General features: G+C 44.9%; 14 protein-coding genes. 6 read left to right on the forward strand and 8 right to left on the reverse strand.

Going from position 1 to position 13237, the window contains the following annotated elements:
- Nucleotides 1-13: 13 nt before the first annotated feature.
- Entirely contained in the window at nt 14-547 is a 534-nt protein-coding gene (locus AC121Z_RS09250) for an SRPBCC family protein (RefSeq protein ID WP_498123747.1), read from the reverse strand.
- Between the two features lie 205 nt (nt 548-752).
- Here AC121Z_RS09250 and glgC point away from each other — a divergent pair, with 205 nt between their 5' ends.
- Nucleotides 753-2015, forward strand: coding sequence for a glucose-1-phosphate adenylyltransferase (gene glgC, locus AC121Z_RS09255; protein WP_498123748.1), 1263 nt, complete (start codon nt 753-755; stop codon nt 2013-2015).
- 8 nt (nt 2016-2023) lie between these two features.
- Here glgC and AC121Z_RS09260 read toward each other — a convergent pair whose 3' ends face one another.
- A complete protein-coding gene (locus AC121Z_RS09260) occupies nt 2024-2836 on the reverse strand; it encodes an alpha/beta fold hydrolase (RefSeq protein WP_498123749.1) in 813 nt (270 codons plus the stop codon).
- A 10-nt stretch (nt 2837-2846) separates the two neighbouring features.
- Complete coding sequence (locus AC121Z_RS09265) at nt 2847-3896, reverse strand: AraC family transcriptional regulator (RefSeq protein WP_498123750.1); 1050 nt, start codon at nt 3894-3896, stop codon at nt 2847-2849.
- A gap of 173 nt (nt 3897-4069) precedes the next feature.
- Here AC121Z_RS09265 and AC121Z_RS09270 point away from each other — a divergent pair, with 173 nt between their 5' ends.
- Complete coding sequence (locus AC121Z_RS09270) at nt 4070-5149, forward strand: alkane 1-monooxygenase (protein ID WP_498123751.1); 1080 nt, start codon at nt 4070-4072, stop codon at nt 5147-5149.
- Between the two features lie 19 nt (nt 5150-5168).
- On the opposite strand, the gene AC121Z_RS09275 is transcribed toward AC121Z_RS09270, so the two are convergent.
- Nucleotides 5169-6491: a spinster family MFS transporter gene (locus AC121Z_RS09275; protein ID WP_498123752.1), complete on the reverse strand. Its 1323-nt coding sequence runs from the start codon at nt 6489-6491 to the stop codon at nt 5169-5171.
- Nucleotides 6492-6646: 155 nt separating this feature from the next.
- Between AC121Z_RS09275 and AC121Z_RS09280 the strand changes: the two genes are divergently transcribed.
- Nucleotides 6647-7462: an acyl-CoA thioesterase gene (locus AC121Z_RS09280; RefSeq protein WP_498123753.1), complete on the forward strand. Its 816-nt coding sequence runs from the start codon at nt 6647-6649 to the stop codon at nt 7460-7462.
- Here AC121Z_RS09280 and AC121Z_RS09285 read toward each other — a convergent pair.
- Both AC121Z_RS09285 and AC121Z_RS09290 read right to left on the reverse strand, forming a co-directional pair.
- Nucleotides 7459-8304 carry an HDOD domain-containing protein gene (locus AC121Z_RS09285; protein ID WP_498123754.1) on the reverse strand — a complete coding sequence of 282 codons (846 nt, stop codon included), beginning with the start codon at nt 8302-8304 and terminating at the stop codon, nt 7459-7461. The two genes, AC121Z_RS09280 and AC121Z_RS09285, sit on opposite strands and share 4 nt — an antisense overlap.
- Nucleotides 8304-9362 (reverse strand): 2-dehydropantoate 2-reductase, encoded by a 1059-nt coding sequence (locus tag AC121Z_RS09290; RefSeq protein WP_498123755.1) that lies wholly within the window; start codon nt 9360-9362, stop codon nt 8304-8306. The genes AC121Z_RS09285 and AC121Z_RS09290 overlap by 1 nt, the downstream gene beginning before the upstream one ends.
- A gap of 79 nt (nt 9363-9441) precedes the next feature.
- Between AC121Z_RS09290 and AC121Z_RS09295 the strand changes: the two genes are divergently transcribed.
- Complete coding sequence (locus AC121Z_RS09295) at nt 9442-10686, forward strand: glycosyltransferase (RefSeq protein WP_498123756.1); 1245 nt, start codon at nt 9442-9444, stop codon at nt 10684-10686.
- Here the strand turns inward: AC121Z_RS09295 and AC121Z_RS09300 are convergent.
- On the reverse strand, nt 10683-11084 hold the full coding sequence (locus AC121Z_RS09300) for a SufE family protein (RefSeq protein WP_498123757.1): 402 nt from the start codon (nt 11082-11084) through the stop codon (nt 10683-10685). The two genes, AC121Z_RS09295 and AC121Z_RS09300, sit on opposite strands and share 4 nt — an antisense overlap.
- A 5-nt stretch (nt 11085-11089) precedes the next feature.
- Nucleotides 11090-11503 (reverse strand): DUF2750 domain-containing protein, encoded by a 414-nt coding sequence (locus AC121Z_RS09305; RefSeq protein ID WP_498123758.1) that lies wholly within the window; start codon nt 11501-11503, stop codon nt 11090-11092.
- A 196-nt stretch (nt 11504-11699) separates the two neighbouring features.
- Between AC121Z_RS09305 and xthA the strand changes: the two genes are divergently transcribed.
- Together xthA and AC121Z_RS09315 are read left to right on the forward strand one after the other, a co-directional pair.
- Nucleotides 11700-12506 (forward strand): exodeoxyribonuclease III, encoded by an 807-nt coding sequence (gene xthA, locus AC121Z_RS09310; RefSeq protein WP_498123759.1) that lies wholly within the window; start codon nt 11700-11702, stop codon nt 12504-12506.
- A 3-nt stretch (nt 12507-12509) separates the two neighbouring features.
- Complete coding sequence (locus AC121Z_RS09315) at nt 12510-13154, forward strand: energy-coupling factor ABC transporter permease (protein ID WP_498123760.1); 645 nt, start codon at nt 12510-12512, stop codon at nt 13152-13154.
- Nucleotides 13155-13237 lie beyond the last annotated feature (83 nt).

Below are 13237 nucleotides of genomic sequence, written 5' to 3' on the forward strand. Positions count from 1 at the left end.
CTTCTTTGCCGCATTAACGCGCGTTTTCACTCAAGGTTTTTAGGTTAGCTAATCCGTCTTCGAAATCAGGCCCCAACAAATAATCCATGAATAGCACGGAAAAACGGTAAAGGACACTGTCGCCTACATCACCAGCATCCTGCCAAGTGACCTTTATACCTTGCGATACAGGCTCTAAGATCAAAGTGCCTGTGCTTTGCATTGCCATATCTGGAAACGTAAGGTTATATTCAACTCGTTTGTCGTGTTCTAACTTGGTTATGACCATAACCCCGTTACCTTGCGTTTCACTTCGCCACTCAGAACGCATGCCTACCGCTCGATCGGGCCCGCTATAGGTAACTTGCATATCCGGATCACGCTTAAACCAAACCCCCCACGCCTGCCACTGACGCAGATCAACCACTTGGTCATAAATGGTTGACGCGGGTGCCTCAATGATAATTGACCGATGTATTGCAAAGGTTGATGGCAATAGCAGCCCTATGCCGTATAGCAACACCATGAGGAGAAATATCACAATAGCCAAGCGCTTCAGCAAGGTCATAAACACTCTTTTCTTACTCTACTGGGAGTCAGTGTATAACATTCCATTTACATATGCGAAGACTACACTCAGACCAATCTACGCTATCTAATAATCCACTTCATCGCATCAAACTGGTGTTTGTCATTGAGCTGTAGTAAGAGTAGGCTAATTAGTAAACACAAACGCTGTTTTACTTTTACATTATTTGCATGGAACCTTATCTATGGCTGGCAACAATTCCCGTTATATTAGTAATTTAACTAAAGAAACTTATGCGCTTATTTTAGCTGGAGGACGAGGCTCCAGGTTACATGAACTGACGGATTGGCGAGCCAAACCAGCGTTATACTTTGGTGGCAAATTTCGCATTATTGATTTCCCTTTATCGAATTGCATTAACTCTGGCATTCGGCGTGTAGGTGTTGTCACTCAATACAAATCGCACAGTTTAATCCGGCATTTAGTTAGAGGCTGGGGTCACTTTAAAAAGGAATTGGGAGAGTCCATTGAGATTTTACCCGCATCTCAGCGCTTCTCAGAAAGTTGGTATGAAGGAACCGCTGATGCCGTATTTCAAAACATTGATATCATCCGCGATGAGTTACCTAAATATGTCATGATCTTATCCGGCGATCACATTTATCGTATGGATTATGGTGCCATGATCGCCCGACACGCCGAAAGCGGCGCACAGATGACGGTTAGTTGCATGCCGGTAAAAGTTGAAGAGGCAGCGAATGCCTTTGGGGTATTATCGGTGGATGAAGATATGCGGATTTTAGGATTTGAAGAAAAGCCAGCTAAGCCTACCCCACTCCCTAATGATCCGACCCATTGTTTGGCGTCGATGGGAAACTATGTATTTAACACTGAGTTTTTGTTTTCAGAATTAAAACGAGATGCAGAAAAAAGTGGTTCGCAACGAGATTTTGGTAAAGACATTATACCCAGTATTATTGCTGACCACCCCGTTTACGCCTATCCGTTTGCGTCTGGTGATGCGGGTACCAACTACTGGAGAGACGTCGGTACTCTCGATTCTTTTTGGGAAGCGAATATGGAGTTGGTCTCGCCGGTACCAGCATTGAATTTATACGACCGCAAGTGGCCTATTTGGACCTATCAAGAACAACTTCCACCTGCCAAGTTTGTTTGGGAGGAAGAAAACCGTAGAGGTGAGGCCATCAACTCTGTGGTTTCTGGAGGCTGTATTATTTCTGGTTCCACGTTGCGCAGTAGCTTATGTTTTTCTAACGTAAGAGTACACTCCTACAGCCAAATTGAAGAGACGGTAATCCTGCCCGATGTTGAAATCAATCGCCACTGCAAGGTCCGCAAAGCCATTATTGATCGCGGTTGCGTATTACCCGAAGGAACTGTCATTGGATACGATCACGAGCACGATCGGGCGCGTGGGTTTCGAGTGTCAGATCGTGGTGTAGTATTAGTTACCCGCGAAATGCTTGGGCAACCGGTTGGCTTTTAAGCTTTCGCTTACACATGCTGCGACACTAACTGTTGGGTTAGTGTCGAGATTAAATTAGCAATCTCCACAGGTCGTTCTAAGGGGAACATGTGACCTCCTGCAACAGTCACATGTTTTAGATTATTCTGCCGAATAAAAGCGTTGCGTAAAAATGGCACGCATACGTCAGTCTGTTTTCCGGTAACAATATACCCCGGGCACTGTAATTTACCCGCAAAACGATGCAGATTATGTGGGATCGTACGAAACACCTGCGCTTCGACATTAGGATCAAATGTTAAGACCTGTTCGTGCTCTGACTGTTCGATGACAGCCGCCACATAATCAGCAATACAATCCCTATCCATGTGCTTGAATAATCCCTTGTTGGCAAAATAGTCCACCATGTCAACCGAACGTTGCCACCGTCTGCGCCGCGTACTGGCGAGCCTTGCAGGAGTAACGCGATCAATCATTCCGACTCTTTTAGCCAGCGCGAAAAGATGACGACTGAAACCACTTGCTAACGGCGGGTCTAACATGATCAACCCACAGAATCGCTGTGGTTCTGTACACGCCGCCAAATATGACACAACTGCGCCAAAAGAATGACCAACTGCCACTACGGGCGAACCGGGATCAACATGATGGTCAATGTACTCAAGTACTTCATGCGCTAACTCGCGCCAATTATCATTGACCGGAAAGCGACTCGAATGCCCCATTTTTTCTATGGCGATAACCGGATAAGCCGGGTCGATAGCTTGAAAAAGCTTACGATACGTGCCCGATGGAAATCCATTGGCGTGCGCAAAATGTATGACCGGTGTTCTTATGTGCATTAAAAACCTATTATTCCTGTATAAATTGCTGCGGTGTTTGCCCGGTCCAGCGTTTGAATGCTCGACGAAAGTTGGCTACATCCGAATACCCGAGTGTATACGCTACCTGCTTAATTGTGGATGATTGTTGCCGCATATATTGTTGTGCAAGTGAGCAAAAGGCATTTTCAACTATGCTTTTAAAGTTGGTTCCTTCCTGTAAAAGATGCCGATGCAAGGTGCGCGGCGTTACATTTAGTTTAGCCGCGATTGCATGCAGATCAGGGTATTGCCCGGGTGTTGCAATCACCTGCATATGCACTTTTGTTTGCCAACTGACATGCACTAACGCATTAATGCGCTCCTGCTCACAAAAGTCTTTGGCTTGTTTAAAACTCGATGGATCAACACACCGAAATGGCTTATTTAGCCAGTGGTTAGTCAAACGTAAACAAGTTACGGGTTGAGCAAAACGACATCGGTGCTGCAATAAATCAGTATAACGACTGGCATAATGTGGCGCTGTATAGGCAAAGTCAATCTGGGAAATGATTCGTTTTTGACACTCTGTTTGGTGCTTTCGTCCCTCCTCATTACAAGCCACGCCATTGATGATCGAAGTTAGCGTTGCAATCAATACTTCAGTGAGAGGTCGAAGAATGGATTCGTCAGAGACAATTGAATGGAGTCGAACCAATGTATAGTCTGCGTGTGATTCAACATCCACTGAAAACAAAGGCGTTCGCGTAATTAAATAGCGCTCAAAGAGACTCAGTACTTGTGCAATATTGCCGCAATTTAACAATGCAAAGCCTAATGCACCGTGATGATTAATGGTTAATTGAGCCCCTAATAATAATCCCAAGTGAGGCAGGCGTGACTGGACTATGGCTGCTGAAATTAGGCGTTGGTAGGCGGCTAAGGTAATTTTGCAATCATTACGTAACAAGTCCGAAGCGCATAAGTTTTCTGCGTCTAGCCAACGTTCAACTGAACAGCCCTGCGCTCTCAAGATGTTTGCTACTTGATGCAGATAATATAGGGCTACTGGTGTTTGCAATCTATTGTCGATTACCGCCATGGAAAGTCTCTAGCGTTAATTTAGATCTATGTTGTAACAATAGTGTTTTGAATAACAGCACTTGTCAATAAATGACTCCCCATTGTCAATAAATGCCCTCCCCCACTCAATGAATAGTTGCCATGCTGAACGCCGTTTCAATCAAACTCTAATTTTGAGTTGCGGGAGTTTATATGGGTTTTAAGTATTTAAAATTCTTTAGTTACTATTTCATTGCCCTACTTGGCTGCCTCTGTTTATTACTGGGTGGAATTTGGATCATTGTGGGCTACGTTAGCCTCGTGCTGTTTTTTATCATTGGCGATGCGTATCTCGGTGACGATCTGACCACGCCAGAGTATACACGTCCACAGTTGCTCACTGGCATGCTTTGGCTAGCTTTACCCTTAGCTTTACTGATCTTGTTGTGCGGTCTTCAGGTTGTTGCGTCAGTAAAACTAAGTCTACCACTGATCAGCCAACTTCAGGTTACGAGCAACACTATAGAAGTAGGCGTTGCGGCGCTGTTTTGCGGATTTATGCTGGGTGGTGTTGGCACTATAAGTGCGCACGAACTGGTTCATCGCGTCGGTGACCGCACGAGCGTTATTATTGGCCGCTGGATCCTGGCCCTAAGCTTCGATGCTAATTTCTCGATTGAACACGTGTATGGGCATCATCGCTACGTTGCGACAACAATTGATCCAGCCACAGCACCGCGTGGTCGCAATGTTTATAGCCATATATTGCATTCTACCGTTAAAGGTAATATTAGTGCCTGGAACATTGAGAAACGCAGACTAATGCGCCAAGGCCATGCTTTGTTAAGTATGCAAAATCGTTGTTTACGTGGGTATTTAATGAGCCTTGTCTGGCTGGCCTTTACTTGGCTTGGCTTTGGCGTAAAGGGTCTACTGTTTGCAATAGCCACAGGTCTAATTGCTAAAGCATTACTTGAAGTTGTCAACTATATGGAACATTACGGCATGGTGCGAGACCCGAAACAACGTGTTATGCCTTATCACTCGTGGAATTCTAACCGCCGAATAAGCAGCTGGTGCATGTTTAACCTCTGTCGGCACTCACACCATCATGCGCAAGGTGCTGTGCCCTTTCATCAATTACAGCCCATGCAATCTGCACCGGCTATGATCAGCGGCTATATGGCAACCGTCTTTCTTACCCTTATCCCGCCGCTATGGTTTGCGCTTATGCGCCCTAAATTAGCCCAATGGGACCAAGAACATGGTAAACCCAATCAGACTAACAGCTAACTGAAAGACGTGCGGGCTATTAATGCCCGCGATCAGCTGCTGCCTGCCAATCTTTGCGGATTTGGGTACTGGTCCAGAGAAATACTGCAATCGATAACACATACATAAAGACTAAATACTCAAGTGCTGTGGTTAAGGCAACCGTCTCACCTAACTCGGGGATCATAGACTGGCTGAAGATCCCTACTAACGTCGGCCCACCGCCCAAAGCAATAATGTTGAGAACAAAGAAAAATAGTGCAGTTGACATAGCGCGAACGTTAACCGGAGCCAGTGTCTGTGCCATTGCGAAAGAGGGTCCCAAATACGATCCACTAGTGAAGAGAAATACCGTAATCAAACCCAACGACAAGGTTACGCTTTCAACGTGTAGCGTGTAGTAAAAAGCCGGTACTCCAAGAATTAATGCTATCGCCGGCAATAGTGCATAGGCGCGGCGATCATATTTACCCCATTTATCGGCTAATACACCACCTAACCACACCCCCAGGGCGTAGGCAGTCCCGTTAATTATACCGAAGGCAATGAGGAGGTCGCGGATAGGGTAATCGGGATGAACACGAACATAAAAATCAATTAGCCAAGTAGAAATAGCGTAGTTTCCAAACGACGCGAATGAGATCCCCAAACACATTCCCCACCACGTAGGGATCGAAAGTAAAATTTTAATCGACTTTTTCACACTCGGTCGCGAAGTATTATCTGGGGAAACCGTTTGTGAGCGCACCGGTTCTCTAATAGTCAGCTTCATCAATATCGCTAGCGCAATACCGGGAAGGCCGACACTGATCATAACGATACGCCAATCAGCACTTCCGCCAGTAAGAAAAAATGCCGATGCGAAAAATGCAGCCATGATGCCAAAGGGTATTCCCAAAGAGTAAATAGCTAGCGCCCCTGCGCGTTTCTCCTTGGGAAATAAGTCGCTAATAATACTGTGCGACGGCGGACTGCCCCCTGCTTCACCGATACCTACGCCAATGCGAGCTAATGCTAATTGTGCATAGTTGCTGGCAAGCCCAGACAATGCGGTAAAACCACTCCAAAGGGTTAATGACACGGCGACGATATTTACTCGGTTATAGCGATCGGCAAGCCATGCAATAGGGATCCCTACAATGGTATACAACAAAGCAAAATAAATACCTTTTAAGTAGCCTAGTTGGGCATCATCTAAACCTAAATCGGCCTTTATAAATGGGCTTAAAATACCCAAAATCTGCCGGTCAATAAAATTAAATGCATAGACCAGAGTGAGAATGATCAAAACATAATTGCGATAGCCATTAGATACTTGGCTGGTTGCAGTTGGGGTTGTAACGTCACTATTTGCACTACTCATGATGGCTCTTATTATTATTCCGACGCCCCATAGTACGGAATATAATCAATTGAGCTCAACTAAATGTTAATTATTTGTGATCATCACTAAAACTATTTGCACTTAGTTCCCGTATCAAGCACCATACGACCAACTCATCCGACCAGAGGGAAAGTATGCATATCGACGAAATTATCCAAACGATCAGGGGTGACCAAAAACTCAAGGGTGACATTAATCAAGTGCAATTAACCTTAAACGACACTTGGGCTCAAGGTCGCACGGTGTATGGCGGTATCTCTGCTGGAATAGCCTATCAGGTTGCTAAACCACTGGTGACTGATGATCGAGTTCTGCGCAGTATGTCGGTCAATTTTGTAGGGCCACTCGTTTACGATCTACCATTTACGGTAACTGCGAGCATGCTGCGCAGTGGAAAGAATGTGTCGCAGTTACAAGTGCACATTCAGCAGCAAGACAAGGTATGTCTTGCCGCCCTGGTGTGCTTTGGTGTGGGTAGAGCATCAAAATTGAAGGTATCGAAAGGACTGTTACATGACCTTCCCGAACCTCAAAAAGCCAAGTTTATTCCGCAAATTCCCAAAGTTACGCCGCGGTTCTTACGCCATTTTGACCTTTCTATCGAGGATGGCGGCGTACCATTTATGAATGGAAAAAAATCCCACTATTATGGTTGGATGCGTTTCAAAAAAGCCCCAGTCGAAGTGACTGACGTACATTTAATTACGTTAATTGATGCTTGGCCGCCAACGTTATTACAACAATTAAAGTGGCCCGCGCCTGCCAGTACAGTGAGTTGGAACATTGAATTTTTGCATCCGCATCGCCCAGTTAAACCAACCGACTGGTTTGCCTACAAAGCAGAAACTCGGCAAGCAGGTGAAGGTTACGGACACACTGAGGCTAATATTTGGGACGCAGCAGGAGAGCTGATTGCACTGAGTCGTCAAACTGTCGCGGTATTTGATTAATACACAATAAAGCTACTCGGATTGAACAGCGATATGATATTGATACATTGCAGATTAGTAATATCTAGCGCTGTCTCAATCTGAGTTTCATCAAATTCTAACGCCTCATTCAGGAATGGTTGCAAATTTGCAAATGGGTCGTACACATCTTGATGCACATTATCCAGAGCCAATACATAGGCTAACTGAATGACTCTTTCGTCCGCTTGTTCAGCTGGGAACAATTTGTGATGCACATTCTCCACCAAACTAACCAAACTCGCTGGTAACCCCCAATTTTTCATAATTTCAGCAGATAGTTGCGAGAACGTAAAACCGCATAAGGTCTGTTGCATTACGCGAGGGGTTGTATTTTTATTGATAGCAGCACATTGAGACGCTAAGTCAGGATATGACTGGACCATAGCCAGTTCGCCAATATTATGCAGTAGGCCCGAAACGAAAAGCCGCTCTGGCTCTGGAATGCGTTTGCGTTCAGCAATATATTTACCCAGCAGAGCACAGCTTAAACTTTGCTCCCAAAACTTATCCAAATCAATCACGTTACTGCTAACCGTCGCAAACGTTTTTGCGACGCCATAAGAAACTGCAAGATCGTAAAGAGCCTTGGTACCAATGATTTGAATTGCTTTAGCGATAGAATCAATCCGGTTAGGAAAGTTATACAAAGCACTGTTAGCGAGTTTTAACAACTGCGCAGTTAACGTCGGATCAAAAGTAATTAAACTGGCAATGTCCTCAACAGTAGACTGTTCATCGTCAATCACTTTTTTTAATGCGGTAACGGTTTCAGGAAGTGCGAACATGTCAGCAGCTTCTGCAGCATAATCAACAACATTCATTATTTGATTCCAACCCTTTGGGATAACTCTGTGGCACTGGTAGTCGAATTAATCGTAGCAGAAGCTTCTGCTTCATGGATCATTTCGACAATTTTTTCGTTAACTGGGCACGCTAAACCTAACTGTTTAGCCTGCGCTAGTACCGCTCCATTTAAAAAATCCACTTCGGTTTTCTTACCATTGTGCAAATCCCACCACATTGATGTTTTTACCGTGGGATCTATCGCCAACATTTTATTCGCCACACGTTTAAATAAACCGTTCGGTAAGCGTAAGATATACGGAATCAAACGGCCCGAGACTGAGGCAACCTTTGGTAGCTTCAAACCTAACGACTGAGTAACCAATAACAGTTCATCCATCATGGCGGCGATAATTCGACGAAACCCTCTTTGTTCAAGCATAGCTTTCACTGGAACATTCGCCAATGCATTCACACTATTTCCTAAGTTTAGCTGTAATTTTGCCCATTGCATCGCTGTCATATCTTGTGTAAAAGCTACAGGTAATAAGCCGTCCCCATGCTCACTACTGACAATATCTGCCCGCTGTAATAAAGCTAATAATCTGTCATTATGTGTTGATGATTCCAGCGTTAGCACGCCTTGCGAGCCACGATGAAAATGCCCGTCTGACAATGTGACCACGTTAAATGGCACCATGACCCGCAAAATCTCATTATGCGGATAAGCATTGCGCACCAACTGATCTACCCCAAGCCCATTTTGACAACACAATATCAGTGTATCTGGCCCTACATAGGGTTGCATATCCACAATCGCCTGCGCTACTGCTGTGCACTTTACTGTTAACCAGATGATCGAAACCGGTTTGGCGTCAGAGTGATCACGTTCAGTTAGCACAATAACATCTGTCAACTGCACTCGATTTTTCTGGTAATCAGTCAAAGTAAGGCCTTTCCGCAGTGCGTGCGCCATACCTTCGCGGCAGTATAAATGGACAGACTCCTGCACTGCTTGATGACGCGCGACACGCGACAAACAGCCCCCCAAATAACAACCAATCAAGCCAGCCCCAAATACGAGTTGAGTCGTCATGATAAATATCAATATTCAGTCAAATTATTGATATCATACGCGATAATTTTTACAAACCTAGCCTGAAAGAGGCAAAAGTATGCGTGTTGTTGTGATTGGTTACGTCTGGCCTGAGCCAAATTCCTCTGCCGCGGGCCAGAACATGCTAAATATCTTGTCAGCGCTGCAGAAACAGCAGTGGGATGTAACCTATGTATCTGCTGCGGCAGAGAGTGAGCATGCTGTATCACTGCATGAATTAGGGATTACCACTCACAAAGTGACTATTAACGACCCTGCGTTTGATGACTTAGTTAAGCAAATAGCACCGGACATTGTTATCTTCGACCGCTTTATGATTGAAGAGCAATTTTCGTGGCGCGTACGCAAACATTGTCCAAATGCTCTGTGTATATTAAATACTGAAGATCTGCATGCATTACGCAGCGCGAGACAGCAAAGCACAAAATCAGGTAGCACTGCCATTAACCTTCACACTGACAAATTTTACCGCGAAATCGCTAGTATCTTACGTAGTGATCTTACCTTACTGGTTTCTGCAGCTGAACAGGAATTCTTGCAACAAAACTTCGCTATCCAAGAAGAGCTTTTGTACCATTATCCTTTAGTTCCACTGATCCAAAGCGATAGTAAACTACCTAGCTTTCAGCAACGCCGCGACTTGGTGTTTATTGGGAATTTCAGACACGAACCAAACTGGGATTGCGTGCGGTATCTATACACTGAAATTTGGCCCCGCCTCAGTCAGCGACTGCCCGACGCTAACTTACGAATTTATGGCGCATATCCGCCCCCCAAAGCAACCCAATTGCACGCACCGAAAAAACGTTTTTTGATCGAAGGATGGGCACATAATGCACAATCAGTCCTCGCCGACGCGCGGGTCTGCTTAGCACCTGTGCGCTTCGGCGCAGGGATTAAAGGAAAATTTTTGGACGCATTTCAAGTAGGCACCCCTTGTGTAACCACCATTATTGGGAGTGAAGGAATGGGGCCAGCAGAACAATGGCCCGGCGCAATTTGTAATGATGCAGACGCTATCATCGCCACGACTATCGCTCTATACCATGAAGAAAATTGTTGGCAAAAAGCGCATCAACAAGCACTCGCCAAACAGGTCACTGAGGCAGATTTAGTGCACCAGCAGCAGCGTTTAGCAGAAATCATTAGACAGGCCAAAACCGACATTGAAGAGCGGCGAAAACGTAACTTTATCGGTGCAATGTTACGCCACCACCATCTGGCAAGCACGCAGTATATGGGGCAATGGATAGAAGCAAAAAGTGCGTTAAAATTAGCGCAAGGCACGACAAAAGGCGACTAATGTTGTTTGATGCGCCGAATCACTGCCGCAAGTCCGTTTTGTCGTGAGGGGCTTAAGAAGCGCTGCAAACCAATTTCACTCAAGTAAGATTGATAATCAAACACTTGTTGCTGGGCAGGATCCAGCGCATTCGCTTTTTCCAATATAACCGCCAATAAGCCGCGGACAATCTTTGCTGGGGAATAGGCACTATAAACCCGAGAGCCATCATCAGATTCAGCAATACTCAACCACACCGCGGCCTCACACCCTACCACCTTGTTAGCATCTGTTTGGATCGTAGCCACATCAGCTACCAATGACTTCCCCGCTAGCATAATTTGGCGCAACATGGTGTCCCACTGATTACACTTAGCTATATCGCTAGCCAGTGGTAATAGATTACTATCGTCGCTCAAGGTTGTTACTGTGCGTTAAGTTCATGCCAACATTCAACCCACTCACTTGCGGTAATAACAATCCCTTCCTCCTCTTCGCCACAAGGAAAAATAAGCAATAACGTTTGATTGCTGCTTAAACCTTCTATCCAAACGTTGAGAAACTCCTCTAACGGGATCGCCTTAGGCTCACATTCGGGAAAATCATCACGCTCCCAGCCGACAACAAAATCATGATGCGGCCAAATGGGTAAACATAACTCATTTTCACTCTCAACCATCACCCAGCCGTTTTTACCAAACAAGCCCCAAAGTGTGGGAATTTTCTGTAAATGCTCTAAAAAATAATCAAAACGCTGTTCAGGAGTTAGCCGCGTAACCCGCAAAAACTCTTCACCAGGTAATGGGTCGTGAAATTGGTCCTGTCCTTCGATATGCATGTTTTACTTTCCATCTGTAAACGTTGTGTAATTGTAACGATTGCCGCCATTTCCCGCTAGTTAATTTGGCCACAATGTGTGCGTTTTTTTGGCCATAATACAAGCCACAAAGAATGCTTATATTCGACGTTTTTTTGCGCAAAGTTTGTTAATATAACGCAAAGTTTTAAGATTTAGTCAATGCAGTATCCAGTTAATGAAGATCATCTCCTTTAATATCAATGGCATTCGCGCCCGCCTACATCAATTGCAAGCACTTATTGATAAGCACTCCCCAGATATCATTGGGTTACAAGAAATCAAAGTCGATAATGAAGCCTTCCCGGTTAAAGCCATTGAAGACATGGGCTACCACGTCGCTTTTCATGGCCAAAAGGGTCATTATGGCGTGGCATTAATGTCCAAAACACCCGCGGATTCGGTAGAGTACGGGTTTAAAACCGACCCTGCTGATGCCCAGCGCCGAATGATTATTGGGCGCTACACAATCGGGCAGCAGAAAGTGACCGTCCTAAATGGCTATTTTCCACAAGGTGAAAGTCGCGACCATGCAACGAAATTTCCTGCCAAACGCAAGTTTTATGCAGATTTAAATCATTATCTTGCTAGCCAATGTGACAATCAAACACCGTTGGTCGTCATCGGTGATATGAACATATCACACACGGATTACGATATAGGTATCGGTGAACAAAACGCTAAGCGTTGGTTACGCACTGGAAAATGCAGTTTTCTGCCAGAAGAGCGCGAATGGTTGAATGACCTTTTAAAGTGGGGGCTCTATGATACATATCGCGAACAAAACCCAAGTAAAGATCAAGAATTTAGCTGGTTCGATTACCGCTCTAAAGGCTTTGATGACAATCGCGGATTGCGTATCGATTTGATTTTAGCCACTAAGCCCTTGTTGGAGCGCTTAACAGCAACGGGTATCGATTATGAATTACGTGGCATCGAAAAGCCCTCAGACCATGCTCCCATTTGGGCGACATTCGGAGCATAAACCGTGTCTTTGTTGCAGTTTTTAGGCCTTTTAGGATTTGCTGCCGTTTTAATCTGGACACTAAGGCATCTTGATTTTACGGCCTTGCGACAGTCGAAGTTACAGCAACACCTAGTATTCGGCGCCAGCGCAAGTGTGTTTGTTTTATGGATATTTCGCGCTGGGATCTATGACGGTTTATCGGTTCACTTTCTTTGGTTAACTGCGCTAGCCCTGACGCTGGGTGTGCGCTACTCGCTGATTGCAGCAACCGCAGCATTAACCGGGGTAACACTGATTGGATTGGAAGACTGGGCGATGTTTGGGATCAACGGCCTATTCGGCATCCTAGTTCCCGTAGCATTGACACATCTTATCTACAACCTGTCATTTCATCGGTTACCACGCAATTTATTCCTCTATATTTTTGTCTGTGCATTTTTTCCCGGCGCATTAATGATTGCGCTAAAAATGGCTCTGATTGGCGGTTTTTATACTGTAGATGGGATCTATGATTGGTTAACGGTGCAAGACAATTATCTCGTTCTAATCCCGTTACTATTGTTTCCAGAGGGTATGTTAAATGGCATGACAATGACACTATTAGTCATTTATCGCCCACATTGGGTCTACACTTTCCACGACAAATTTTATATTGATGGTAAATAGCCGTGCGAATGCTTTGCAGGCATAAGCAAAGCTAGTTTTTACTGGCGTTTATCAATTGTTTAAACCGATTAGCACTTTTAGAC

Source organism: Alteromonas sp. DYW1, assembly GCF_059752595.1.

Excerpts from the sequence above, each read along its gene's own strand:
- AC121Z_RS09270 (WP_498123751.1), top strand. The coding sequence starts at position 4,070 with ATGGGTTTTAAGTATTTAAAATTCTTTAGTTACTATTTCATTGCCCTA.
- AC121Z_RS09290 (WP_498123755.1), bottom strand. The coding sequence starts at position 9,362 with ATGACGACTCAACTCGTATTTGGGGCTGGCTTGATTGGTTGTTATTTG.
- AC121Z_RS09250 (WP_498123747.1), bottom strand. The coding sequence starts at position 547 with ATGACCTTGCTGAAGCGCTTGGCTATTGTGATATTTCTCCTCATGGTG.
- AC121Z_RS09285 (WP_498123754.1), bottom strand. The coding sequence starts at position 8,304 with ATGAATGTTGTTGATTATGCTGCAGAAGCTGCTGACATGTTCGCACTT.
- AC121Z_RS09305 (WP_498123758.1), bottom strand. The coding sequence starts at position 11,503 with ATGCATATCGAAGGACAGGACCAATTTCACGACCCATTACCTGGTGAA.
- AC121Z_RS09280 (WP_498123753.1), top strand. The coding sequence starts at position 6,647 with ATGCATATCGACGAAATTATCCAAACGATCAGGGGTGACCAAAAACTC.
- AC121Z_RS09275 (WP_498123752.1), bottom strand. The coding sequence starts at position 6,491 with ATGAGTAGTGCAAATAGTGACGTTACAACCCCAACTGCAACCAGCCAA.
- xthA (WP_498123759.1), top strand. The coding sequence starts at position 11,700 with ATGAAGATCATCTCCTTTAATATCAATGGCATTCGCGCCCGCCTACAT.
- glgC (WP_498123748.1), top strand. The coding sequence starts at position 753 with ATGGCTGGCAACAATTCCCGTTATATTAGTAATTTAACTAAAGAAACT.
- AC121Z_RS09295 (WP_498123756.1), top strand. The coding sequence starts at position 9,442 with ATGCGTGTTGTTGTGATTGGTTACGTCTGGCCTGAGCCAAATTCCTCT.
- AC121Z_RS09260 (WP_498123749.1), bottom strand. The coding sequence starts at position 2,836 with ATGCACATAAGAACACCGGTCATACATTTTGCGCACGCCAATGGATTT.
- AC121Z_RS09265 (WP_498123750.1), bottom strand. The coding sequence starts at position 3,896 with ATGGCGGTAATCGACAATAGATTGCAAACACCAGTAGCCCTATATTAT.